Genomic DNA, 26,638 nt, shown 5'->3' on the forward strand with positions numbered 1-26,638 from the left:
CCCTTCCCACTTGAAGTTGCATAAATGTTAATGATCTGTAGATATTAAACCAACTCTAGCAGCGCCTGCAATGGGTGCCGCAAGCCATTGCCTTCAATGCGTTTAACCTGACTGCGACAAGAATAACCGGTGGCTAAACAACGTTTACCCGGTAGTTTTTGTAAAGCCTGCTGCCAGGATAATGCATAAATACCTAATGAATTATCGATATTTTTTGCTTCATGACCATAGGTTCCCGCCATGCCGCAACAGCCGACACTGACGTTTTCCAGCTTGGCACCATAACGGGAGAATATCGAGGCCCAATGCTGACTACTGGCTGGCAGCGCCGTGGTTTCAGTGCAATGGCCGAACAGATACCAAGATTCGCCACTGATTGGCTGTTCGGGTTGCTCCGTCAGCGCCACCTGTAGCCACTCATGAACTAACTGCACACTAAACTCACCACGAGAATCACCCAAAATCTCTTTATATTCATCGCGATAACAAAGCACCAAGGCCGGGTCAACCCCCACCATTGGCATACCCAATAGCGCAATGCGATTAAGAAAATCAGCTGTTTTCCGGGCTGTTTTGGCAAAACGTTGCAGGAATCCTTTGATATGCTGCGCTTTACCATTCGGCGAGAATGGCAATAACACCGGATTGAAACCGAGTTTCTCCACCAGCCGAACAAAATCAGCAACAACCTGCGCATCGTAATAACTGGTAAACGGGTCTTGCACGATCAAAACATGTTGGCTGCGCTCAGCTGCGGACAACTTCTCAAGCTGTTCCAGCGTCATGGTGCTGGCGTAATGCCCAGACAATGACTGCTTTAAGCTTGGGCTGGACAATAGCGGTAAATCCACCATGCCGATGCTTTTGCGGCTTAATGCACCCACCCAAGGTTGCTTGAGGAAGAAGTTAAACACTTTCGGCGCTTTCGCCATCAGCGGGGCATAATCTTCCACACCCGCGACGACATAATCACGCAATGGCCGGTGATAGCGGGTGTGATACAACTGTAGGAAGCGGGAGCGGAAGCCCGGTACATCAATCTTTATCGGGCATTGTGTCGAGCAAGCTTTACACGCCAGACAGCCCGACATCGCCTCTTTAACCTCATGAGAGAAATCATAGTCACCCTTGCTGGCATGCCAGGTATTGCGCGTTTTTTCAATCAACCCGCGCAAGCTGGGCCGCTGGGTTGCCAGCCCTTGCTCCAGAGCTACTGGGTCAACCCCTTGCTCGGATAACAGCCGTAGCCATTCTCGTACCAGCGTTGCCCGCCCTTTCGGCGAATGAATCCGGTCACCGGTTATTTTCATTGACGGACACATGGGGCTGCGGGCATCAAAGTTAAAGCAAAGCCCATTACCATTGCACTCCATCGCGCCACGGAATGAGGTTCTGACCGCCAGTGGGATGCGCCGGTCCAGAGTGCCGCGTTTGTCGGGGGTGTCCACTTTCATCATCGGCGCGTCACTGGCCAATGGAGAACAAATTTTCCCCGGATTCAGGCGGTTATCGGGGTCAAATACTGATTTTATCTGCCGCAATTCATGATAAAGCACCTCACCAAAGAACTCTGGGCTGTACTCTGCGCGGAAGCCCTTACCATGCTCCCCCCACAACAAGCCACCATAGCGCGCTGTCAGTTGCACCACTTGATCTGAAATCTGCTTCATCAGCATTTCTTGTCGCGGATCGCACATATCCAGTGCCGGACGAACATGCAATACGCCAGCATCCACATGGCCAAACATGCCGTAAGTCAGGTTGTGGCTATCCAACAACTGACGGAATTCAACAATATAATCGGCTAAATGTTGTGGTGGCACACAGGTGTCTTCGGCGAATGGGATTGGTTTGGCTTGCCCTTTACTGTTGCCGAGCAGCCCCACCGCTTTTTTGCGCATGCCATAAATACGTTCAATCCCGGCTAATTCACTGCAAATCTGGTAGCCAATCACCCCGCCTTCATGGGCCGCCATCAAATCATCCAAACGCTGGCAAAGTGCCTCCATTTGCTTGTCAATCAGGGGTTTATCATCACCAGCGAACTCAACAATATTCAGCCCCAGCATCTCTTTATCAGGGACATCAGTAATCAATTCTTTAACCGAGTGCCAGACAATATCCTCTTTCGCCAGATTGAGGACTTTGGAGTCCACGGTTTCCACTGACAGCGCTTTGGCTTCCACCATAACAGGGGCATTGCGCAGCGCGGAATCAAAAGAGTCATATTTCACATTCACCAAACGGCGAACTTTTGGCAAAGGTGTAATGTCCAGCGTTGCTTCGGCAATAAAGGCCAGAGTGCCTTCAGAGCCGGTTAGAATCCGCGTTAAATCAAACGTTTGTAGGTCATCACTAAACACATGACGTAAATCATAGCCGGTCAGGAAGCGGTTTAATTTAGGGAATTTTTCCAGAATCAGCGCACGTTGATCACGGCAGCGATTCAACACTGTATGGTAAATACGGCCAGTGACGGAATCTTCCTGCGCAATCGTTTCTGCCAGCGACGTCTGCATCGCGCGGGTGTCCAGCATCTCACCCCCCAGTAAAATGGCGCGCAAACCCAGCACATGGTCAGAGGTTTTGCCATAAACCAATGAACCCTGACCAGAGGCGTCGGTGTTAATCATTCCGCCCAAAGTGGCGCGATTGCTGGTAGATAATTCTGGTGAGAAGAAATAGCCGAACGGCCGCAGATATTGATTAAGCTGGTCTTTAATCACGCCCGCTTCAACCCGCACCCAACCTTGCTCGACATTTATCTCCAGAATGCGGTTCATATGGCGCGACATATCCACCACAATACCGGTGTTCAATGCCTGGCCATTGGTGCCCGTTCCGCCACCGCGTGGGGCGAAGACCAACGATTTGAAATTATCCTGCCCCGCCAGGCGGGCAATCAGTGCCACATCCGCAGTCGAGCGCGGGAATATAACGGCATCAGGCAGTAATTGATAAATACTGTTGTCCGTCGCCATGGTCAGGCGATCGGCATAATGAGTGGCAGTATCGCCGGTGAATCCGTGTTGCTTCAAAGCATCCAAAAAATCCAGCACCAACGGAATAACACCCGGTGCTTGAGAAATCTGTGGGATCATTAGTGCGACCCTATCTATATGTGTCATTGTTTTAAGGATTATTCCACTGGAAGATTATCTGTTCGCAATCACCTTTGTCGAACGATTTATATCAATTCAGAATGATGCGAAAGTGATGACTATCAGCCAAGGTCAAATACCGTCATAAACTATTCAGTATCAAAATTTTATATTGCGCAAATAATAGCCATGGCGCAGTAAAAGCGCGTTACTTTGACACTTTTTCTGCCATCAGATTTATATTACGCCAAGCACTTCGCCACTTTTTTGATAAAAATACAGTAGTAAAACTCAAGTGGCCTGTTAAAAACGGGGGAAATACACCATGATTACAGCTAAGACTGAATGAAATTGGTGCAGAACCCTCATTAGTGCAAAATCTAATGGGTACCCAAAAACGGTATGATGGCCATCTTGCCATGAATTGTGAAGTGAGAACCCACTGATGAGTTACCCGCAGCTACGTCGTTTCGATTTACCCAGACTGATGTTTGGGGTGATATTCATTATGATAATGATTATCGCCAGTTTTTGGGTGGTACAGCCCTTTATTATGGGCTTTGCCTGGGCTGGCATGGTGGTTATTGCCACCTGGCCGCTGCTGATCCGGCTGCAAAATCTACTTTGGGGCAAACGCTGGTTGGCTGCGATTATTATGACCATCCTGTTGATTTTACTGTTTGTTATCCCGATTGCATTACTGGTCAGTAGCCTGGTGGAAAACAGTGGCCCGCTTATCCAGTGGGCATCTAGCCCATCCAATTTAAAAATGCCCGATGTCACCTGGTTAAAATCAGTCCCTATGGTGGGTAACAAGCTGTATAGCGGCTGGCATACATTGATTGCCGGTGGCGGGAATGTCCTTATCGCCAAAGTTCAGCCTTATGTCGGTGCCGCCGCAACCTGGTTGGTCGCACAAGCCGCTCATATCGGCTACTTCTTGATTCATCTGGCGCTGATGGTGCTGTTCAGTATTTTGCTCTATTTCCACGGGGAACAAGTGGGCTTAGGCATTCGCCATTTTGCAGTGCGGGCGGCAGATAAACGCGGTGATGCCGTAGTCGTGCTGGCGGCGAAAGCCATTCGCGCTGTCGCGTTAGGTGTTGTGGTCACTGCACTGGTGCAAGCCGTGTTGGGCGGGATTGGTCTCGCCATTGCCGGGATTCAATACGCGACGCTGTTCACCGTCTTAATGTTTATTTGTTGCGTCGCGCAACTGGGGCCACTGCTCATCATGATCCCCGCCGTCATTTGGCTATACTGGACGGGTGATTCGACCTGGGGCACCATCTTACTGGTGTGGAGCTGTATTGTCGGGACCATGGATAACGTCTTACGGCCTTATCTGATCCGCATGGAAGCTGATATGCCGATGATATTAATTCTGTCTGGCGTTATTGGCGGCTTGCTGTCATTCGGCATGATTGGGTTGTTTATCGGCCCGGTAGTATTAGCTATTTCTTACCGATTGACGTCGGCTTGGGTCAGTGAAGCACCAGAACCCGAAGAGAGCATTAACGAAGTCGCCAAACATTTAGAAGAGCTTTGAGCGTTGAAATTTATACTCTAAATAATGCGCGTTGCAGAAAAGCGGCTAACGCATATGCAATTTGAAGTATGACGGATATCATGGGGTTTGGCAGTTATGCTGCCTAACCCCTATTGCCCAGCAATTTACGCTATTATTAATAAACAATGAGGCCTTTAATATCCATATTTATATTCCTCACAACGAATTCTATTTTTGATTAAAAAAAGATGCTCAAATAAATTCATTAAATAATGTTGTTATTAATGACAAGACGAAATTACTTTTATAATAAATATATGTTTAATTAATTTTATTCAGATATTTCTTAATGACTAACTCTCGGAATTTATTTAATATTCTCAATGCTTCCCCTGAGATATTTAAATAAATCATTTCATAATGACATATTTAAATATCTGTAATCGAATACGCGTATTGCTGTGTGTAGTCTTTGCCTGTCACCTAAGACAGGCTTTTTTTTTGCTATTTATTTCTAACGTAAAACTACAAATAACATTCAAATCCGCAGCCATCGCTGCGGATAATGAAAATACTCTTTACGGGTATTGATCAATGCGCCGGTTTATCAATGATGAGTGGCTTGGGCCAGACTTAACCAAGTTTGCACCACGGTATCTGGGTTAAGGGACAAGCTGTCGATTCCTTGCTCCATCAACCATAACGCAAAGTCTTCATGGTCTGACGGCCCCTGCCCGCAAATTCCGACATATTTACCCTGCCGCTTAGCCGCCTGAATCGCCATGGATAACAGGGCTTTTACCGCCTCATTCCGCTCATCAAACAATTCAGACACCACACCAGAGTCCCTATCCAGCCCCAGAGTTAACTGAGTCATATCATTGGAACCGATGGAGAAACCATCGAAATATTCAAGGAACTGATCAGCTAATAAAGCATTAGATGGGATTTCACACATCATAATGATTTTCAAGCCATTTTCCCCGCGTTTAAGCCCTTGTCGGGCGAGTTCTTCCACCACCGCTTTGGCCTGTTCTACAGTGCGGACGAAAGGCACCATTATCTCAACGTTGGTCAATTTCATCTTATTGCGCACGCGCTTAACCGCCTCACATTCGAGTGCGAAGCAGTCGCGGAAACTGTCTGCGACATAACGCCCTGCTCCCCGGAAGCCCAGCATCGGGTTTTCCTCATGGGGTTCATATTTTTCGCCCCCGACCAAATTGGCGTACTCGTTAGATTTAAAATCTGACAAGCGCACAATCACCCGCTTGGGTGAAAATGCCGCCCCCAGAGTGGCAATCCCTTGGGTCAGACGATCGACATAAAACTCAACTGGGCTGTCATAACCGTTCATTAGCGCCTTAATTTCAGCCTGAATTTCCGCTGACTGTAGATCAAACTCCAGCAGCGCTTTCGGATGGACGCCAATCATGCGGTTAATGATAAATTCTAACCGCGCCAGCCCGACCCCCTCATTTGGCAAGCGGGCAAAATCGAAAGCCCGGTCTGGGTTACCCACATTCATCATGATTTTCAATGGCAAATCAGGTAATTCAGTGACTTGTGAACTTTGAATAGAGAAGTCGAGCAACTCATGATAAACATAGCCGGTATCCCCCTCTGCGCAGGAAACCGTCACATTCTGCCCTTCTTTCAACAGATCCGTGGCATTACCGCACCCCACCACCGCAGGGATCCCCAGCTCACGGGCAATAATGGCCGCATGGCAGGTTCGCCCACCACGGTTAGTGACAATGGCTGATGCCTTTTTCATGATAGGTTCCCAATCAGGGTCAGTCATATCTGTCACCAAAACATCACCGGCCTGAATTCTGTCCATCTCGCTGATATCATGAATGACCTTAACCGGCCCCGCGCCAATGCGATGCCCGATAGCGCGGCCCTCCACCAGTACATTACTTTGCGTATTTAACTGGTAGCGCTCCATGACCTGCTGATTGGAACGCACCGTTTCCGGACGCGCTTGCACGATAAACAGCTGGCCGGTATGGCCATCTTTTGCCCACTCGATATCCATCGGGCGACCATAATGCTCTTCAATCAGTAATGCCTGATGGGCCAGTGCTTCCACTTCATCATCACTGAGAGCGAAGCGATTTCGTTGCGCTTCTGGCACATCTTCAATTTGAACTTGTTTGCCATGGTTTTGGTTTTCGGTATAAACCATGCGAATCTTTTTCGACCCCATATTACGGCGCAAAATTGCGGGATTGCCGTCACGTAATGTGGGTTTATGGACATAAAACTCATCAGGGTTGACCGCGCCCTGCACCACCATTTCCCCCAAACCATGGGCGGCGGTGATAAAGACCACTTGATCAAAACCTGATTCAGTATCAATGGTAAACATCACGCCAGAAGAGGCGAGATCTGAGCGCACCATCCGCTGCACCCCCGCCGACAGTGCCACGCCGCGATGGTCATAGCCCTGATGCACGCGATAAGAAATGGCCCGGTCATTGAACAGTGAGGCAAAGACATGCTTGATAGCAATCATCACCGCATCAATTCCCTGCACATTCAGGAAAGTTTCCTGCTGCCCGGCAAAAGAGGCATCCGGCATATCTTCTGCGGTGGCTGACGAACGTACAGCAAAGGACGCATTCGGGTCATCCGCTAACTGCTTATATGCATCGTGAATAGATTGTTCGAATTCAGGATGGAACGGCGTATCAATCACCCATTGACGGATCTGCGCGCCGGCTTTGGCTAACGCCGCAATATCATCAACATTGGTTTTATCCAACAATTGATAAATACGGTTGTTAACGCCGCTTTGCTCCAGAAAGTCGTTAAAAGCCTGAGCTGTGGTAGCAAAACCATTGGGCACCGAGACACCCAGTTCTGAAAGATGGGTTATCATTTCACCTAGAGAGGCATTTTTGCCGCCCACTCTTTCAACATCATGCATGCCAAGCTGGTTGTACCAAAGCACATTACACGGGGTTAGGCCATTGTTGGACATCGAAACAATCCTTTTACAGGTCATTAATTATGGGACGATCAGTAGGGTACGTTTCAGACTAGCACAATCATCCATACCCCATGGACAGGTGAATCGATCAACCCAACAAGAAAAACTATTTTCAGGCTATTCTGACAGCGAACACTTTACCGCTAGGTCGAATAAGGCACACTGATAGCGTTAAACAACGGCAAAGATCGGCCAGGAAACTATTCAGGAGTCAGTGTGGAAAGAAGTGTATTTTATATTTCGGATGGTACGGCAATCACGGCAGAAGTCCTCGGCCATGCTGTTTTGTCTCAGTTTCCGGTCAAAGCGACCACCTTTACGCTGCCATTTGTTGAAAGTGCTACGCGGGCTCAAGAGGTGTGCGAGAAGATTAATGCAATATATCGCGAGACCGGCGTCCGCCCCTTGGTTTTCTATTCAATAATCAGTGCTGAGGTTCGGGAGCTCATTCAGCATAGTGAAGGGTTCTGCCAAGATATTGTGCAAGCGCTGGTGGCCCCACTTCAGGGCGAACTGGGGGTATCACCGCAACCCGTCCTCAACCGCACCCATGGTTTAACTGCCAGTAACCTGGACAAATATGATGCGCGCATTGCCGCTATTGACTATGCACTGGCTCATGATGATGGCATTTCTCTGCGTAATCTCGACCAGGCTCAGGTGATTTTATTGGGTGTTTCCCGCTGCGGCAAAACCCCCACCAGTCTGTATTTGGCCATGCAATTTGGTATTCGTGCCGCTAATTACCCTTTTATCGCCGATGATATGGACAATTTGCAGCTTCCGGCGGCGCTGAAACCTTTCCAGCAGAAGCTGTTTGGCTTAACCATTAACCCTGAGCGGCTGGCAGCCATTCGTGAAGAACGGCGTGAAAACAGCCGTTACGCATCGCTGCGCCAATGCCGGATTGAAGTTGGAGAGGTCGAGGCCCTGTTTCGTAAAAATCAGATTCGCTATCTGAATTCCACCAACTATTCCGTCGAAGAGATCTCAACCAAAATTCTGGATATTTTGGGGATGAGCCGCCGAATGTTCTAATTACCCACTTAGTGCTTGTGGGTATAGCATTCCCGCAAAAAATAGTTTACATCCTATTTAATCAAAATTTGTATAAATCATGATGCTGGCGGTTGAATTCATCTGTTTTTGGTTTATTGTGATCGCCATCACTTCCCGGTATTTCTGCCGCAGAGAAGAATAGATTTAGAGAGTTTTCATGCACAAAACTGATGAACTGCGGACCTCGCGCATCGATAGCTTGGTGACGCCACAACAATTGGCGGAAAAATTACCGATTTCCGAGACGGTTGCTGATAATGTGACGGCGTCACGTAAGCGGATTGAAAAAATACTCACCGGTGAAGACCCACGTTTATTGGTGGTTGTCGGGCCTTGCTCGATTCACGATCTGGATGCTGCAATCGATTATGCAACGCGGCTGAATGTATTACGGACTCGCTATCAAGACCGCCTTGAAATCGTCATGCGCACCTATTTCGAAAAACCACGGACAGTGGTCGGCTGGAAAGGGTTGATTTCAGACCCCGCACTGGATGGCTCATGTCAGGTGAATTTGGGCATTGAAATGGCGCGGCGCTTACTGTTGGCCGTCAATGAGTTAGGTTTGCCGACCGCCACCGAATTCCTGGATATGGTGACCGGTCAATATATTGCCGACTTGATTAGTTGGGGCGCAATTGGGGCCAGGACGACGGAAAGCCAGATCCATCGCGAAATGGCATCAGCCCTCTCCTGCCCGGTAGGCTTCAAAAATGGCACTGACGGTAACACCCGCATCGCCATTGATGCTATCCGTGCAGCACAAGCGAGCCACATGTTTTTATCGCCAGACAAAACCGGGCAAATGACTATCTACCAAACCCGTGGCAACCCCTATGGGCACATCATCATGCGTGGTGGCAAAACGCCCAATTATGGTGCATCTGACCTCGCGGCGGCTTGTGATAGTTTGCGTGAATTTGATTTACCCGAACATTTAGTGGTGGATTTCAGCCACGGCAATTGCCAGAAAATGCATCGCCGCCAGTTAGAAGTTGCAGCAGATATCGGCCAGCAGATCCGTGCCGGTTCTACCGCTATCGTCGGCGTTATGGCGGAAAGCTTCTTGGTTGAAGGTACACAGAAAATTGTGGCTGGCCAACCGCTGACTTACGGGCAATCCATCACTGACCCTTGTCTGAATTGGGCCGATACTGAACAGTTGCTCAGTTTACTGGCGGATGCCGTGAGTAGCCGTTTTAATGAGCAATGAATAGCAAGGTTAATTAGCATTAATTCCCGTTATAACAGTGATGGAATCGCTTTCTCTTCACCGGCATTCCATCACTGTACTAAATATACAAAGCCCCTCCATTGGTATACTCCCCTTTTTTCCCGACCCTAATCAGTCAAAGCGCCAATAACTAATGAAAAAAAATGCATCGGAATAACGACTAATAAACATTAGGATTGAAACAAACCACAAATGGGGATGATAATTATTATCAACTTGATAATAATATGAACTCTGAAGAATTGCCTTATGCACAAAGCCACTTATCACACTCAAAATGCCACTGACCAGACACCCCTCTCAGTGCCATTTGCATGTATTAACAGCCAACAACTGCTTGGGCTACATGATGTTGTCGCCATCAATCACCAAGGCCAGCTTTATTATTTGCGCCAAACTAAAACCGGGAAACTCATATTGACTAAGTAATTCTGAGTCACTTTTTGGTGATAAGTCTTATCGCAATTTACCACGCCAGCCACCGAATAGTTAATACTTAGGCAGCCAGCAATCCATTGATTATATTGAATAATACAAGGAAAGCTGTTTATGCCTCATGTCTTTCGTTTATCTTCATGCAGTCTGATTATTACCCTGGCGTTGTCGTCAGCGGCAAACGCCAGCCCCTCGTCAAAGAATCATAATGACACTCTGAAAGTGACCGGTACGCGCACTATAGCCGACAATTTTAAACATCCCGGTGTCGTGACGGTCATTGATGCTTCGCTGCCGCAGCAGCAAACTGCCACCACCGCCACCGACATGCTAAAAAATGTGCCGGGGGTGAGTATCACCGGGGTTGGCCGCACCAACGGGCAAAACGTGAATATCAGGGGCTATGACCAATACGGCGTGCTGGTGTTAATCGATGGCATTCGTCAGGGAATCAAAGGGACACATTTTAATGGCACATTTCTTGACCCGGCGTTAATCAAGAAAGTCAGTGTGATTCGTAGCCCATCAACCTCGCTATTTGGTAGCGGTGCCATGGGGGGAGTTATTGCTTACCAGACGGTTGATGCTGCGGATTTACTCGCAGAGAGTGAAAAGTTGGGCATGCGAATTAGCCATAATAGCGCCAGCGCCTCCCACAGCCAGGGCCTCACGATGTCTGCTTTTGGTCGAACTGAACATTTCGACGGTATTATTGCCCTGAGTAAACGTATGACAGGAAATATTCGCCAAAGCAATGGTGATGAGGCACCCAACGATGAAGCCATTGATAGCCTGATGCTCAAGGGCACTATTTCCCTTTCTGATAACCAATCATTAAGTACGGCTCTGCGCTATTACAATAACCGCGCGTTGGAACCCCGCATGGCCAACCAGAGCGGGGCAAACTTGAAGCATAATATCAGCCCGATGATGGCGCGCTCGACTATCCAACGCGACGCCGAGCTAACCTACCGCCTACAGCCGCAGCACCTTAATTGGCTGGATGCCACCACGCAAGTTTACACTTCCGAGATTAATGTCAACGATGACGTACGCGGTGAGGGTTACGGCAGCCGCAAGCAGATAACCCGTGGCGTAAAACTGGAGAATCGCAGCTCGCTATTCACTCACAGCCCGGCTGCTCATCTGCTGACTTATGGCGTGGAAACCTACCACCAGCAGCAAATCCCTAACGGCGTTACCCGCAGTTTCCCCCCGGCTGAAATCAAATTTTCTTCCGGTTGGCTACAAAATGAAGTGACCTTACGCGACCTGCCGGTGACCTTGCTGGTGGGCACCCGTTTCGACCGCTATAAAAATAGCCGCGAGGGTTTTGCTGATCGAGAAGCTAAAAACCAGTCCACACGCGGAGCGGTAACCGTCAATCCGACCGATTGGTTAATGCTATTTGGTGCTTACAGTCAGGCGTTTCGCACCCCAACATTGGCTGAACTTTATAATAATTCAAATCATTTCATGTTCAATTTTTGGCGGCCTAATCCTAATTTAGCCCCTGAAAGTAACGTCACACGTGAGGCCGGTTTTGGGTTGCAGTTTGATGACTTGCTGGCCGATAACGATACCGTCAAATTTAAGGCCAGCTATTTCAATATTTACGCCAAAGACCGTATTACTAGTGAAGTTAAGGTTGGATTTGATAAGTTTAAATTTGGTCCTAAAGATAATTATTCCACCTATATCAATATCCTCCGCAGCAAAAGCTGGGGTTGGGATGCTTCGCTGGATTACCAAAACATCTGGTTTGACTGGAATCTGACCTATAACCGCACCCGTGGCATCAACCTCGATACTCGCCAATTTATTCACAGCATCAATCCTGACACCGTTACTAGCCGCCTGCATATCCCGATGGCGAACAGCGGTTTTAGCACCGGCTGGATAGTCACCATGGCGGGAAACACTAAATTTATGAAAAATAATGACGCCCAAACTTCGTCACGTAAACCCTATAAACCGCAAGCGGGTTACGCCGTGCATGACTTTTATCTGAGCTACCGTGGGCAAGGGGCATTCAACGGGGTCACCACGACGGCCGTCCTGGCCAATGCCTTTAATAAAGAATATTACTCGCCACAAGAAATTCCACAGGATGGGCGCAATGCTAAGTTGTTGATCAGCTATCAATGGTGATATTTCATCCCGCTGACCATGATGCGCGGTCAATAAACAACCATAATTAACTGGCTCTATGGAACCCTGTCGCAGCCTCACAAGCTGCGGCACTAGATTATCAAGGAACAAATCAATGGAAATAACACTGTCTCAACGCTATCTCAACACCAAGCAAACTCACGCCGAACTGTCCTCGCGTGATTTAGCCCAAAAACTGAATGTTAGCGAAGCCGAACTGGCCTATGTCCGGGTGGGCGAGGATGCAGAACGATTGGATATCAGCGCCAGCCTGTTGCTTACCGAGTTAAAAAAAGTTGGCGTCACCCGCTCAATCACCCGTAACCCACATGCGACACATGAAATGATCGGCGAGTATCAGAACTTGCGGCTCCATGGCCATCTGGGTTTGCTCCTTAATCCGCGCGCACTGGATTTAAGACTGTTTTTTCGCCACTGGAGCACTATTTTCAGCCTGCGCGAAACCACCGCGTCCGGTGAGCAACTGAGTATCCAATGCTTTGATTTTCAAGGCAATGCCATTCATCAGATCTATTGTACCGAGGAAACAAACCAAGACGCCTGGCACGCGTTGGTCGCTCAGTATCGTACGGCGAATAATTCTCCGCTGACAATAGAGCCTGCTGATGAAGCCTCCACCGTATCTCACATCGACAACGCCATTATTGATGCTGAATGGCGCAAACTGACTGATATCCATCAATTCTTTATGCTGCTGAAGCGCCATAACATTACCCGCCAACAGGCTTTTAACGCGGTTAAAGATGACTTAGCTTGTCGGGTTAACAATCAAGCATTAATACAAATACTTAACGCCGCTCACACTGACCAAAATGAAATAATGATGTTCGTCGGCAACAGTGGATGCATGCAAATATTCACCGGGGTTATTGAACAACTTGAGATTTCGCAACAGGAAAACCCCGCTGACGGCTGGTGGGTAACCGTGAGAGACCCTCAGTTTAATTTGCAGATAAATCAGTTAGCTATCGCCGAAAGTTGGGTGACGCGCAAGCCGACTAAAGAGGGATTTGTCTCAAGTCTGGAATTGCTTGATAAGCAGGGTAAGCATATTTTGCAAATCTTTGGTCAACGCAGCGAAGGTCAACCCGAGCAAAATAAATGGCATGATCAATTAGCTGGATTGATCGCAATAGGTACTCTGGATGAATAAATGGACAGCGGCATTTAAATTGGTCGTTTCATTTAGATTTTTCATTTCACTTATTTATGTTATTTCAATAAATTGCCTTGCAACACAACGTATCGTAACCATTGGCGGCGATGTTTCTGAAATCACCTACGCATTAGGTGCCGGTGAGCACATTGTCGCCCGTGACAGCACCAGTCTGAATCCTGCGCCACTAAAAGCGCTGCCCAACGTGGGTTATATGCGCCTGCTGAATGTGGAGGGCATTCTTGCTTTAAAACCCACATTGGTGTTGAGCACCGCACGCGCCGAGTCTTCAAGGGCATTAAGACAAGTGAAAGATCACGGGATCCAGCTTATCTTTGTTCCGGCAGATAAATCGCCGGAGAGAGTAATAGATAAGATACGGATGATTGCCGCCACTGTGAATCAAGAAGAAAAAGGCCAACAACTGATTCAGCATTACCAACAGCAGCTAGCCACGGTGGTTTCAACCCCGCTGCCAGTGAAAGCATTATTTGCCATGATTCATGCAGGAATTCCGCCCTTAGCGGCGGGAGTAGATACTGCCGCAGAGAGTATGTTCCGGGCGGCAGGGCTGAAAAATGCCATTGAGGAATTTAGCGGATATCGCCCTTTGTCACAGGAGGGGATCATCGCCAGTGCGCCTGATTTGCTGATTGTCACCACCCATGGCGTGGCGGCGCTCAAGGGCGTAGAGAATGTCTGGCGCTTACCGGGGCTGGCCCTCACACCGGCAGGTAAACAAAAACGCCTGCTGGTGCTTGATGACATGGCTCTACTGGGGTTCGGCTTACAAACTCCGGATATGCTCAACCAACTTCGCGCGGCGGCTGAAACTAACTGAGGGGAAAAACTCGGGTGGCGGGAAAGTCCTCCTGCCACCTATTCTGACTAGCTGGAGCAGGAAATGTCCAAATGCTTGCCCCACTCTGGTGGCAATGCCGCTAAGTCGTTGAATTCAGGTTGGTCAGCAAAAGGCTGCTGCAACGCCTGATGTAAACGCTGCAAGAGCTGAATATCATCTTTTTCAGCGTGTTCAATAGCCAACTGCGCCAAATAGTTACGCAATATATAGTGAGGATTCGCTGCTTTCATGATTTGCTGGCGCTGTGCATCATCAATCGGCTCTTGTTGCAAACGCGCGCGATAACGGCTGTACCAACTATCAAAAGCGGCCCTGTCGATAAAATCATCCCGCAATGGCGATTGTGCGGAATGTATTTCAACGTCACTCAGCAAACGGAAAGTCCGGGTATAATCCCGCCCTTCTTTAATCATCAAACTCAATAACCCCGTCAATAAGTCATTATCCTGACTATCGCGCTCGGAAAAGCCTAATTTGGTGCGCATTTGCTGACCGTAAACCACCATTAATTCTGGCTCATAGGCCTCCAGCCCCCGCTGCAACTGCTCCGCGGTCAGTAGACCAGACAGCGCCTGCCCCAGCCGATGCAGGTTCCATAATGCCACCGCAGGCTGATTATCAAAAGCATAGCGCCCTTGATGATCAGAATGATTACATATATAACCGGGGACATAATCATCAAGAAAACCGAATGGGCCATAATCCATGGTGATGCCCAGTATCGACATATTGTCGGTATTCATCACACCATGGGCAAAACCCACCGTCTGCCAGTGGGCCATTAGCCGTGCAGTGCGCTTAACCACGTCAGTAAACCACAGCAAATAGCATTCTTCTTGCCCTACGAACTGCGGCCAGTGTCGCGCGATAACATAATCGGCAAGCTGTTTAACTTGAGCGGGCTGCTGGCGGTAGTAGAAATGCTCGAAATGACCGAAACGCACATGGCTTTCAGCCACTCGTAATAGCATCGCCCCCCGCTCTGTTTGCTCGCGATAAACCGGATGGTCGCTGGTCACGATGGTCAACGCGCGGCTGGTAGGGATCCCTAAGTGGTGCAAAGCTTCAGAGGCCAAAAACTCGCGCACCACGGAGCGCAATACTGCCCGCCCATCCCCCATGCGGGAATAGGGCGTTAGACCGGCGCCTTTCAAATGCCAGTCCATCTGCCTGCCATCACTAAGCTGTTGTTCTCCCAGTAAAATACCGCGCCCATCCCCCAATTGCCCCGCCCACATACCAAATTGGTGGCCGCTATACACTTGTGCCAATGGCTCCATACCGGGTAATAGCGTTTCGCCCGCCCATACCGCCGCTTTCGGGTCGCTAAACCAACTAGCATCAAGCTCCAGTTCGCGCGCGAGCGGCTCACTGTGATAAAGCAGCCGCGCCCCTTTTAAAGGTGTGGGTTGCAAATGAGTATAAAAACCGCTCAATTTCTGCCCATAGCTACTATTAAACTGAGGTGTTTTATCATCCATTCCCATCAGCGCATAACCTCCGCCAACCACTGGCGAACTTGTAACAGTTCAGCTTGTGAGTCAGGAAAATCATCACTTAATTGCAAGCAAATCGCATTAATGGCGTCGGGGCGATAAGTTGTGCCCTGTAATCGTTCGGCGAGGGCTTCCAACGGCGCTGGATTCAAACTGTCAGTAAATATTTGGCAGCGGTCAATTGCACCGTGCAATACATCAAAATGCAGTTCAATTCCGCCCCAGACAAAACGGGTATCGACCAGATGGCTAAATGCCGGGGCCTGACCAAAGTTCCACTCCCAGCTACTCTGTTTGGCAAATTGTTCGGTGAAACCGGGCAGATCGGGCAATGCTTGTGGGGAGATGATTTCTGCTGAGACTTTTTCATCGTAATAATTGAAAAAAGCTTGTTGGATGGCGACACAAACCTTTTCGTGATCAATTCCTGGCAGTAACTCCACCAGATTCGTCACCCGTGACCGCACCGAGGTAATGCCTTTGGCCTGCAATTTTTTCGGGTCAGGATTGAGATAATCAGCCAGACGATTGAGATCAGCGTTGAGCAATAAAGTCCCATGATGAAAACCACGATCTTTAGTTTCTTTATAAGCAGAACCGGAGACTTTGCGCTCACCATCATGCTTGACCACCACCAAATCATTGCGGCCCGATGCCGTAGCCTGGATACCCATAGAGGCCAATGCATTCAGAATAATTTGAGTTGATATCGTTTTATCGTATTCCGGTTTACCGGCCATAAAAGTAAAACAGGTATTACCCAAATCATGAAATACTGCCCCGCCACCGCTGCTACGCCGGGCCAGCTTCACCCCATCTTGTTCCATACGCCGGGTATTACACTCTTTCCATGGGTTCTGCGCGCGGCCTATGACCACGGTATTGGCATTACGCCATAAAAACAGAACCCGCTGATCCGGCGACATTTGGCGAAAAATACACTCTTCTACCGCCAGATTGAACCAGGGATCATAGGAATCAGAAATGAGTAACCGAAGGGATGACATAAACGCGGCTCCGAACCAGAATAAGCAGCCACTAAGATAACATAATCGGCCTAGATATCTTTAGGTTCGGGTGAATGAGTGTGAGCGCAGCTAACACCCCTGCGGCTTCAAAGGTGAAGGAATACCCCAATACCATTGGAGTTGCAGGTAGGCAGCCAGCAAACTCATCCCGATGAGCTTACATCAAGTAAGTGATTCGGGTGCGTGAGCGCAGCTAACACCCCTGCGGCTTCAAGGGTGAAGGGGATGTTTCACATACGGCGCGCTTGCCAATACACCCGTTTCCAGTAAACATTCTCTAGCGATGAACGAATGACACCTTTGCTCGTTGAGGCATGAATGAATTCATCATTAGTATCGTAAATGCCAACGTGTAATCCATTTTGCCCGCTGCCGGTTTTAAAGAACACTAAATCACCTGGCATCAGTTCATCACGGGGGACTTTCGTGCCTAACGTGGTTTGCGCAATAGTCGTGCGAGGCAATTGCATATCAAAACGATCACGGAATGTGCGGTAAACAAAACCAGAACAATCAACGCCGCGTTGGTCTAACCCACCATTACGATAAGGCGTGCCCTCCCACTGGCGCAGTTGTTCATTCAGTTTGGCAACCACCACAATAGAATCAGACAAGTGACCACTTGGTGTCGGGGCATGGCTGCTACAGCCAGCAAGGATAATACTGATCAGAAAGATCCAGAAACGTATCCGCATCAATAATTCACCAAGGTAAAGCTTAGCTTAGCCAATTCACTATACAATCAGCTAGTTGCTAATGAAGGATATCAGTAAGGTAATTTAACTATCGATTTTGGAAAAAACAAGTTATACCCGTCATACTTCAAATTGCATGTGCGTTGGCTGCTTTCCTGCAACTCGAATTATTTAGGGTACATACCCACCATCTTTCAAGTTGCGGGCATGCTGGTGACTCTCATTACTCAGCCTACTTCTGAATCTCATGTCTATAAAACCACTATGATTTGATATTTATCAGTTAAATATCAATTGGATGGAAATTTCAGTCTCTTTTTATTGGTTTTGTATTAATCAACCATATGCCCAGTAAAATAAAGCCCGCACCCAATGTCTTCAGTAAAGTTGCAGACTCACTAAACCATGGGAGTGATACAGCGCCTAAATAAACCAATGCATAACTGAGGCTTAATAGTGGATATGCACGATTGAGCGGTAAATATCTTAGTGCAAAGAACCAACACAACATTGATAAAGCATATCCCGCCAGCCCGCAAATAACGGCGAGTAATTGTGTCAGGTGATTGAATAAGAATTGCCCATTAATATCGGCTAACGACATTAATGGCGTATTCATCATGCCCCATTTCAATATTAATTGTGCAGCCGTCACCAGCAGTACACTTCCGATTCCCCAGCCATACCCTTTCATAACTGCCAACTAATTAAAAGAATACCAAACATAATGGAAGCGACCCCCAACCAATGGCGAGAAGTCGCTTTCTCGCCATAAAACAGTTGAGCGGCCAAGGTGACTAACACGAAATTAAAACTGAGAATTGGATACGCCACACTCAGAGGTAAATGTTGCAGTAAACGTAACCACAGCAACATCCCCAAACCGAGTAAAAACACGGCACTAACCAGCCAGCGCAATACCGGGGCCAGCCGCTTTTCTTGCGGCAAGGCCCAACATTGCGCTGCTTGTTTCTGACACAACTGCCCCGCACAGGTCAATAAACTGACCATTATCAATAACAGGTAGTTGGTCATGGTGTTTTCTTGTACCACAAAAGGACTAAGCGATTCATCAGGTTAACTTTATCCGCTGCAGGTAAAGTATCCGGTATTTTCTCATCGCGGGATAATTGAACCACCAGTGAAACATCACCTAGCTTACGAGCCTCAGCTAGCCAATCGTTGAAATTTCGGCCATTGATATAGTGACTTTCACTGTCAGCATAATTCAGCCCATAAGCCAATTCGCCCTTTTCGCTAAACATCAAAATATCGCTGCGTTTTAGCTCCCAAGCAAGCCCAGCCGCGACACCCACACTGTCAGTGGCCACATAACGGCTACTATTGAGTTCGACAAAATTACTCCGAATGAAGTTCTGCGGCTGTTTGGAATCAATGACCTGTTGTGGGATCAGATAACCTACCAGCACTATAAACAGCAATGGGCAAGCCGCAGCCCAGCGCCAATGGCGCGCATTATTACGCAGAGTAACAAAACCGACTATCCCCCATCCGGCAAAGGCAATTGTCGCCAGTACGACTTTTTGATGTTCATGAGGTTCATATGCCACCAGATGAGCCACCAGCCCCATACCAATAATCAAGATAGCCACTGCACAAATAAGCCCAAAGCCGAGGTTTATCGCAGCATTAATCTTTAATGCCCGCATGCGCATCTTCTCAGCACAATCAGTAGCATAAGCGGCCATCAATAAAGATAATGGTGCCATACAGGGCAAAATATAAGTCGGAAGTTTCCCTTTAGCCACACTGAAAAATAGCAACGGCATTAATACCCAACTGAGTAAAAAGAATAGCTCCGGCCGTGCAACCCGTTCGCGCCACCCTTTCAGTAAGGCTCCAGGTAATAACCCCAACCAAGGCAAAACCCCCAGACACAGAATAGGTAAATAATACCAAATGGGGGCTTTATGCTGAGCGTCTTTCTCTGCAAAGCGCTGAATATGTTCGACCCAGAAAAAATAGCGCCAAAAATCAGGCTCGCGTTGAGCAATAGCTAATGCCCACGGCAAGCTCAATATTATCGCACCCACGATGGCTATCGGACCAAAAACAATCAGCTCTTTTACTCTTTTTTGCTGTATGACAATCGGCAATACCGAGATGACCGGCACTGCCAATGCCAGAAACCCCTTAGTCATGAAGCCCATACCGCAAGTCAAACCAAGGAGGAGATAAGCTCCTGCTTTTTGTTTTGCGGTTTCTGCTCGCAGCGTGAGATAAAAACAAACCATCGATGCAGTGAGCCATAATGAAATCATCGGATCCAGTACGGCATAAGAACCAATACTAAATACCAACAGCATGGAAAGGTAAATTAATGCCGCTAAAAACGATGTGGAGCGGTTACGCCATAATAACGTTGCCAACCAATAAACCAGGACGGCACTCAGGGCAGTACTAAATATTGAACCGAATCGTACGGCAAAATTTGTATCACCAAAGATCCACTGGCTAATATTATTGAACCAATATCCCGCGATAGGTTTTTCAAAATAACGAATTCCCAGTAAATGCGGTACCACCCAGTCGCCACGCTGTAACATTTCGCGGCTTATTTCAGCATAACGTGTTTCATCAGGCTGCCATAATAAACGGCTATTAATCGGCAATAGATAAACCAAAGCAAAAAACAATGCCAGCAGCGCAGCGCCACTTCCTTTTAACAGCCTCATTGCACATCCTTTATATCTGACTGACACCCTAGCCACCCCTCTCGCCCTGGAAAAGCAGCTCGTACAACTTTCCCTACGGGGAGTGAATCCAGATTTTCGGGTAATAGTGAACTCAGAGCACAAAATTGAATACCGCGCTCCTGCGCCGTCATCAATAATTGTTCGAACATCAATGCCTGTGACATCCCTTCGACTTCAGCATGAATGGTGTAAACCGGCACACCGCTATCATGTGAAATGGCATTCATAATGAAATCATTAAAGTCTTCGGCCCGAACCTCACTGCCCACGACTTCATCGTAAGTGGGTAAAGTGACGGGAATTTGTACAGTACCCAAGCGGCCATCAGGCAACAATGGGCGGAAAGGATGAGTACCACGGCAATCACTGTTGTAGCTGAATGAGAACAACTGTTTTACTGCCAAAACACGTTCATCGGCACGCCAACCCGCCGCCGCAGAACAGGTGACCGGTTGCTGAATGCTTTCTTGTAATGCATCAACGCCCCATTGCACCTGCGCAGTTAATTGCTGTTCTGACCAAGAGGCGACTTTAGCTTGCCAACCTTGATGGTCCCAAGCATGTAAGCCAACTTCGTGCCCCGCCTGTAAAGTCTCTTTCATCAACGGGCCGAAATCTTTAGCGATTTGCTTACCCGGCCAGGCCGTTCCGGCCAGCAAGATATCCCAGCCATAAAGCGAGGCAGCATTAGAACGCAGCATTTTCCACAGGAAACGGGGGCGGAAAAGGCGCCATAAATGGCGCCCCATATTATCCGGCCCAACACTGAAAAAAAAGCTGGCACTAATATCATATTTTTCCAGTACAGCAAGTAATGATGGCACACCTTCCTTCGTCCCACGGTAGGTATCTACATCAATCCTCAGGCCAACTTGCTTCATACCTGATGTTCATCCTTCGAGGTTTTGTTTTGCTCAATGGCATTTTTCTCATTAACACTCTGCTCAATAACACTCTGCTCAATAACAACACCACGCAGGAAGAAGTCCAAAGTTTCCGTGACGGTTTGTTGCAAAGTAATTTCTGGTTGCCATTGTAATATACGCCGCGCATTACGAATACTTGGCGTGCGATGTTCTACGTCCTGATAGCCTTTCCCATAATATGCGCTGCTTTCGATATCTTTAAAGCCCGCAAACGGCGGGAATTTATCGCGTAATTCGTGTTGTTCGAAACTGCTTAATAACATTTCCGCCAATTCACGAATACTGGCTTCATTGGTTGGGTTCCCGATATTGATTATCTGTCCATCACAGGCACCATCACGATTCTCAATAATACGGAATAATGCTTCAATACCATCATGAATATCTGTAAAGCAACGCTTTTGCTCCCCACCATCGACAAGTTTAATTGGCGAGCCTTCGACCAGATTTAAAATAAGCTGCGTAATGGCGCGGGAACTGCCAATGCGGGCGGCATCAAGATTATCCAAACGCGGCCCCATCCAGTTGAATGGACGGAACAGGGTAAATTTCAAATTTTCTTTCGCGCCGTAAGCCCAGATAACACGGTCTAACAGTTGTTTGGAAACCGAGTAAATCCAACGCTGTTTATTAATCGGCCCAACAATCAGTCGTGAACTGTCTTCATCGAATTCTTTATCATCACACATGCCATACACTTCGGAGGTGGATGGGAAGACAATACGTTTATTGTATTTAACACAATCACGAACGATTTTTAGGTTTTCTTCAAAATCTAATTCGAAAACACGCAACGGATTACGGGTATATTCAATAGGGGTCGCAATCGCTACCAAAGGCAAAATAACGTCACATTTTTTAATGTGATATTCAATCCATTCGGAATGAATACTAATGTCACCCTCAACAAAATGGAAATTCGGGTTGTCCAGGAAACGACTGATGGCATCAGAACCAATATCTAAGCCATAAACTTCGTAGCGGTCATCACGCAACAAACGCTCAGTTAGATGGTTACCAATGAAGCCATTGACGCCCAATATCAATACGCGGGTACGTCTTTTCAGGATTTTACTTGGCTTGTTACCGAGACGGACGTCAGTGACAATCCCCATCTCTTGGGCCAAACGGTGCCCCTGAACATATAACCCGTCCTCCCCCTGACCCGTCATAATTTCCAGCGCGCCTTCACCACAAGCGACAACTAATGGAGAGGTTGACAGCACGGTACCAGCTTGCTTGCCATGAACAATATTGAGTGGACGTGCGCGCCAGACGATCAATTTGCGTTGCCCAAGATAACTGAACGCACCGGGGTAAGGTTCGGTCACTGCGCGCACCAGATTATTGATTTCTGATGCTGATTTTTGCCAATAAATTTCGCCATCATCTGCCGTACGGCGGCCAAAATAGCTGGCTCCGGCTTCTTTTTGGGGTACCAGAGGTAATGACGCACTTTTCATTTTAGGCAATAGGTCATGCAGCAATTCTTGGGCGGCATCACGTATTTTTGCATGTAGCGTTAAGGCAGTATCTGTCTCACTAATGATGACTTTATGCTGACCGACAATCGGGCCTGCATCGGCTTTATTCACCATCTGGTGTAAAGTCACACCGGTTTCTGTCTCACCATTGACCAACACCCAGTTAATCGGCGCTCGCCCACGGTATTTCGGTAATAAAGAGCCATGTAAATTAAAACCACCACGTGGTGCCGATGACAAAATGTCATCACTGAGCATATTGCGGTAGTAGAAAGAGAAAATGATATCAGGCTGTAATTGCTTAATACGTTCAACCCACAGCGGATGGTTAACATCTTCTGGTGCAAATACCGGTAGCTCTAGATCTGCGGCCACTTTGGCGACAGAAGAGAAAAAGCGATTCTCGCCAGGAGAGTCAGTATGGGTAAAGACCGCCTGAATATCGTAACCGGCTTCAACAAGGGCTTTCAGGCCGACACAGCCAATATCATGATAGGCAAAGACAATCGCTTTCATTTTTCTACTTCCTGATTATTTTCGGTCTGCTCAGCGCTGACCACTTTCTGTATGAAATAACGCGGGCGCGCACGCACATCGTTATAAATACGACCGATATATTCACCGAGTAATCCCATACCAACAAATTGGGCACCAATGAACATAAACAACACGGCAAACAGCGTAAATACGCCGCCGCCTGCCCATTCAGGGCCAAATACCAAACGTAAAACCACTAACAACACGGCGAGAGTGAAACCAGAAAGTGCAATAACACTGCCTACCAGACTTAATAAGCGTAATGGCGTTGTTGTCAGGCAAGTAATCAAGTCATACATCAGATTAATGAGTTTCATCAGGCTATATTTAGAATCGCCAAACTCACGTTCTGCATGATGCACAGTAATCTCAGTCGTGCGGCGGGCAAATGTGTTTGCCAGAATAGGAATGAAGGTACTGCGTTCGTGACAGTGTAACATTGCTTCAATGATATGACGGCGATAAGCACGTAACATGCAGCCATAATCACCCATGGATTTCCCCGTGGCGCGTTGAATCATCATATTAATCATGCGGGAAGCCGTCTTGCGAAACAAAGAATCCTGACGGTTCGCACGCACAGTGCCCACGACGTCATAACCCTCTTCAGCGACACTCACCAGCCGAGGGATCTCTTCCGGCGGATTTTGCAAGTCAGCATCAAGTGTAATGACCAAGTCGCCGCTGACCTGATTGAACCCCGCCATAATGGCGGAATGTTGTCCATAATTACGATTGAGTAAAACGGCAATGATATGGCTCTCTGGCTCATTCGCCGCTGCCGTCAAAAGCTCGGCGGAATTGTCACTACTGCCATCATCAACCAGAATAATTTCATAGGGTTGCGTTAGTAACTTACAGGCAGCCAACGTCCTTTCTATTAATGCTGGTAGACTCTCTTGCTCGTTATAAACAGGGATAACGATTGAGACTTTCTTGATTTCTTTACATTCAGACACGGTGCGGCCCTATAATTGTTGCCAATGCATCAACCACCCGATCAACATCGCTGTCTAGCATGTCGGGGAAAAGGGGCAATGTGCATAATCTGGCAGAATTCCACTCAGTATTTGGTAAGTTAAGGCGCGGATAACGCTCGCGATAATATTTCTGGGTATGCGCCGCACGAAAATGCAACCCTGTGCCTATCCCTGCATCTTTCAGACGCGCCATCAGTAAATCCCGGTCAATGCCACAACGTTCCTCATCAACTCGCACCATAAAAAGATGCCAGGCATGTTGATGGGCATAATGCGGAACAGCTAAAGGTTGCAAAGGAGAATTAGCTAATGCCGCATGATAACGAGCGACTAGCTCTTGCCGGCGGGCGTTGATTTCAGGTAAACGCCCAAGTTGAACCACTGCAATAGCGGCGTGAATATCCGATAAGTTGTATTTATATCCCGGCTCAACAACCTCAGCCTGCGGACTGCGGCCTTGGATTTGGCGGTCAAAGGCATCAACTCCTAAGCCATGAAACTTGAGTCGGCGCACTCTGGCTGCCAATTCATCATCGTCAGTGGCAATTAAACCACCCTCAGCACAAGTGATATTTTTGATAGCGTGGAAAGAAAAGATAGCGGTACCTTTCTCACCAACCCATTGATCTTTATAACGCGTACCAACAGCATGAGCCGCATCTTCAATTAATGGGATTCCGTATTGCTGGGCTATCAGACGCAAAGCATCAAGATCACAAGGTGCCCCTGCATAATGAACGGGAATAATGGCTTTGGTTTTCGGTGTGATCGCGGCTTCAATATCCGCAGCATTCACCATTAAGGTGTCGCGGTCGATATCAACCATTACCGGTTCAGCGCCCAGCAGCACAATCATATTAAGGGTTGAGACCCACGTCTGAGATGGCGTAATGACCTCATCACCAGGGCCAATCCCTAGCGCCATTAGCGTAATATGCATACCTGCCGTAGCAGAACAGACAGCAACTGCATGTTTGCAACCCAATGCGCTACAAAAATCAGTTTCCAACTGTTGGTTCTGAGGGCCTGTGGTTATCCAACCGGAGCCTAGCACTTTTACTACCGCATTAATTTCGTCCGAACCAATCGCCGGACGAGAAAAAGGCAAAAAATTCTGCATTGAGAAATCCCTAGGATACTTGGCACTTTGGGGAACTATATGCCCCTATAAGTTAACGGAAACTAAACACTACTCAGATAGATACATGCTTGGCTGAACATGAAGTTTAGTTTATTAACCTTAAATAAACCTTAAGATAGGATTTTTTTGCGGTAGTATTTGACGTGATTATTTTAAGTTGAATTATTCATTTTTTCAGAAAAATCAATCTAATGAAAAAGATATCCTGACGCGGTTGAGACCCGATTAATTATCTTTATCAGAAAGGAAGTATCGAAATCGAAACGACAGATACCGGCCGGTTGTTGGCGGATATAATCTAATAATAATCAACAAATTTTACGATTGAAAACTTTTGGTAATGATCCAACTCTGTTGATTAAAACTGTGTATTTGGAAATCGACCTCAAATACTTCAGAGAGAATATGAGTTTCCATCACCTGATGAGTCCCACCTTGGGCCAGCACATGACCACGTGCCATTAACCAAACCTGGTCAGCCTGTTGTAAGGTGTGATTAAGATCATGGGCGCTGATTATTGCGCTGCGGCCAGCAGAACAGAACTCGCGTAGCAAACTATCCAATGCCACTTTTTGCGCGACATCAAGACCGGTGTACGGCTCATCAAGTAACAGCAATTTACTATCAGGATTAATATCTGGCCAAGCTTGCAAAAAAACCGCCGCTAAACGAACCCGCTGCCACTCTCCGCCAGAAAGTTGTGACAACATGCGAGATAACTTGTCGGTTAATCGTAATTTCTCACAGAGATAACCAATAGTAGCCGCAATGGCATCCTGAGGAACACCTGCCGGTTGATAAAGAGAAAGGTATTGAAAAACCGGCATCATTGTCAGAGCCGATTGTTGTTGAGATAAATAAGCCCGAAAACGAGCCAAGTCATGCCCTAAATAACGGGATAATGATTTCCCCGCGAGGGTAATATCCCCTTCCGAGGGCAATAATCCCGCTAAAGCAGTGAGTAACGTACTTTTCCCTGCCCCATTCGGGCCTATCACATGAATTTGCAACCCAGCAGCGACTTGCGTAGAAAAAGGAGCAAGACGGGTATCTACACTGACATTACTGAGTTGCAATAACATAAAAATAACTTTTTCATCCGTAAA

At 47.6% G+C, this 26,638-nt stretch carries 20 protein-coding genes and 1 other RNA gene; 8 read left to right on the forward strand and 13 right to left on the reverse strand.

Annotated features, from left to right (window positions below):
* Positions 1–44: 44 nt before the first annotated feature.
* Entirely contained in the window at positions 45–3,101 is a 3,057-nt protein-coding gene (gene ydiJ / locus DXZ79_RS11180; RefSeq protein WP_038632619.1) for a D-2-hydroxyglutarate dehydrogenase YdiJ, read from the reverse strand.
* Positions 3,102–3,546: 445 nt separating this feature from the next.
* Here ydiJ and ydiK point away from each other — a divergent pair, with 445 nt between their 5' ends.
* Positions 3,547–4,650 (forward strand): AI-2E family transporter YdiK, encoded by a 1,104-nt coding sequence (gene ydiK, locus DXZ79_RS11185; RefSeq protein WP_038632617.1) that lies wholly within the window; start codon positions 3,547–3,549, stop codon positions 4,648–4,650.
* A gap of 356 nt (positions 4,651–5,006) precedes the next feature.
* Positions 5,007–5,115: antisense sRNA RprA (gene rprA / locus DXZ79_RS11190), an RNA gene on the forward strand.
* 103 nt (positions 5,116–5,218) lie between these two features.
* On the opposite strand, the gene ppsA is transcribed toward rprA, so the two are convergent.
* The gene (gene ppsA, locus DXZ79_RS11195; RefSeq protein WP_038632616.1) at positions 5,219–7,600 is read right to left on the reverse strand and encodes a phosphoenolpyruvate synthase; all 2,382 of its coding nucleotides are present in this window, start codon (positions 7,598–7,600) and stop codon (positions 5,219–5,221) included.
* 225 nt (positions 7,601–7,825) lie between these two features.
* Here ppsA and ppsR point away from each other — a divergent pair, with 225 nt between their 5' ends.
* The 6 genes from ppsR (at position 7,826) to DXZ79_RS11230 (ending at position 14,506) form a co-directional block, all read left to right on the forward strand.
* Positions 7,826–8,647, forward strand: a complete 822-nt coding sequence (ppsR, locus tag DXZ79_RS11205) for a posphoenolpyruvate synthetase regulatory kinase/phosphorylase PpsR (protein WP_038632614.1) — start codon at positions 7,826–7,828, stop codon at positions 8,645–8,647.
* Between the two features lie 178 nt (positions 8,648–8,825).
* On the forward strand, positions 8,826–9,881 hold the full coding sequence (locus tag DXZ79_RS11210) for a 3-deoxy-7-phosphoheptulonate synthase (protein WP_038632612.1): 1,056 nt from the start codon (positions 8,826–8,828) through the stop codon (positions 9,879–9,881).
* Between the two features lie 270 nt (positions 9,882–10,151).
* On the forward strand, positions 10,152–10,331 hold the full coding sequence (gene hemP / locus DXZ79_RS11215; protein WP_038632610.1) for a hemin uptake protein HemP: 180 nt from the start codon (positions 10,152–10,154) through the stop codon (positions 10,329–10,331).
* Positions 10,332–10,451: 120 nt separating this feature from the next.
* Positions 10,452–12,488, forward strand: coding sequence for a TonB-dependent hemoglobin/transferrin/lactoferrin family receptor (locus tag DXZ79_RS11220; protein ID WP_038632609.1), 2,037 nt, complete (start codon positions 10,452–10,454; stop codon positions 12,486–12,488).
* A gap of 115 nt (positions 12,489–12,603) precedes the next feature.
* Positions 12,604–13,662: a hemin-degrading factor gene (locus tag DXZ79_RS11225; RefSeq protein WP_038632607.1), complete on the forward strand. Its 1,059-nt coding sequence runs from the start codon at positions 12,604–12,606 to the stop codon at positions 13,660–13,662.
* On the forward strand, positions 13,655–14,506 hold the full coding sequence (locus DXZ79_RS11230) for a heme/hemin ABC transporter substrate-binding protein (RefSeq protein ID WP_120011278.1): 852 nt from the start codon (positions 13,655–13,657) through the stop codon (positions 14,504–14,506). Before DXZ79_RS11225 ends, DXZ79_RS11230 begins: the two co-directional genes overlap by 8 nt.
* Positions 14,507–14,553: 47 nt before the next feature.
* On the opposite strand, the gene DXZ79_RS11235 is transcribed toward DXZ79_RS11230, so the two are convergent.
* The 11 genes from DXZ79_RS11235 to btuD all read right to left on the reverse strand — a co-directional run bounded on the left by DXZ79_RS11235 (position 14,554) and on the right by btuD (position 26,614).
* Positions 14,554–16,014 (reverse strand): protein adenylyltransferase SelO, encoded by a 1,461-nt coding sequence (locus tag DXZ79_RS11235; protein ID WP_050291674.1) that lies wholly within the window; start codon positions 16,012–16,014, stop codon positions 14,554–14,556.
* Complete coding sequence (gene lplA / locus DXZ79_RS11240) at positions 16,014–17,030, reverse strand: lipoate--protein ligase (protein ID WP_038632601.1); 1,017 nt, start codon at positions 17,028–17,030, stop codon at positions 16,014–16,016. The genes DXZ79_RS11235 and lplA overlap by 1 nt, the downstream gene beginning before the upstream one ends.
* 251 nt (positions 17,031–17,281) lie before the next feature.
* Entirely contained in the window at positions 17,282–17,746 is a 465-nt protein-coding gene (locus DXZ79_RS11245) for an NlpC/P60 family protein (RefSeq protein ID WP_038632599.1), read from the reverse strand.
* A 307-nt stretch (positions 17,747–18,053) separates the two neighbouring features.
* On the reverse strand, positions 18,054–18,440 hold the full coding sequence (gene arnF, locus DXZ79_RS11250) for a 4-amino-4-deoxy-L-arabinose-phosphoundecaprenol flippase subunit ArnF (RefSeq protein ID WP_038632597.1): 387 nt from the start codon (positions 18,438–18,440) through the stop codon (positions 18,054–18,056).
* The gene (arnE, locus tag DXZ79_RS11255) at positions 18,437–18,781 is read right to left on the reverse strand and encodes a 4-amino-4-deoxy-L-arabinose-phosphoundecaprenol flippase subunit ArnE (protein ID WP_038632595.1); all 345 of its coding nucleotides are present in this window, start codon (positions 18,779–18,781) and stop codon (positions 18,437–18,439) included. The genes arnF and arnE overlap by 4 nt, the downstream gene beginning before the upstream one ends.
* Positions 18,778–20,442 carry a lipid IV(A) 4-amino-4-deoxy-L-arabinosyltransferase gene (arnT, locus tag DXZ79_RS11260; RefSeq protein ID WP_120011279.1) on the reverse strand — a complete coding sequence of 555 codons (1,665 nt, stop codon included), beginning with the start codon at positions 20,440–20,442 and terminating at the stop codon, positions 18,778–18,780. Before arnT ends, arnE begins: the two co-directional genes overlap by 4 nt.
* Positions 20,439–21,344, reverse strand: coding sequence for a 4-deoxy-4-formamido-L-arabinose-phosphoundecaprenol deformylase (gene arnD / locus DXZ79_RS11265; RefSeq protein WP_038632591.1), 906 nt, complete (start codon positions 21,342–21,344; stop codon positions 20,439–20,441). Before arnD ends, arnT begins: the two co-directional genes overlap by 4 nt.
* Positions 21,341–23,389, reverse strand: a complete 2,049-nt coding sequence (arnA, locus tag DXZ79_RS11270) for a bifunctional UDP-4-amino-4-deoxy-L-arabinose formyltransferase/UDP-glucuronic acid oxidase ArnA (RefSeq protein ID WP_050291671.1) — start codon at positions 23,387–23,389, stop codon at positions 21,341–21,343. The genes arnD and arnA overlap by 4 nt, the downstream gene beginning before the upstream one ends.
* On the reverse strand, positions 23,386–24,369 hold the full coding sequence (gene arnC, locus DXZ79_RS11275; protein ID WP_038632587.1) for an undecaprenyl-phosphate 4-deoxy-4-formamido-L-arabinose transferase: 984 nt from the start codon (positions 24,367–24,369) through the stop codon (positions 23,386–23,388). Before arnC ends, arnA begins: the two co-directional genes overlap by 4 nt.
* Positions 24,362–25,510 carry a UDP-4-amino-4-deoxy-L-arabinose aminotransferase gene (gene arnB / locus DXZ79_RS11280; protein ID WP_038632585.1) on the reverse strand — a complete coding sequence of 383 codons (1,149 nt, stop codon included), beginning with the start codon at positions 25,508–25,510 and terminating at the stop codon, positions 24,362–24,364. The genes arnC and arnB overlap by 8 nt, the downstream gene beginning before the upstream one ends.
* Before the next feature lie 339 nt (positions 25,511–25,849).
* Positions 25,850–26,614, reverse strand: a complete 765-nt coding sequence (gene btuD, locus DXZ79_RS11285) for a vitamin B12 ABC transporter ATP-binding protein BtuD (RefSeq protein ID WP_038632583.1) — start codon at positions 26,612–26,614, stop codon at positions 25,850–25,852.
* Between the last annotated feature and the right edge of the window lie 24 nt (positions 26,615–26,638).

The sequence above is a fragment of the Yersinia rochesterensis genome (assembly GCF_003600645.1).
GTDB lineage: Bacteria > Pseudomonadota > Gammaproteobacteria > Enterobacterales > Enterobacteriaceae > Yersinia > Yersinia rochesterensis.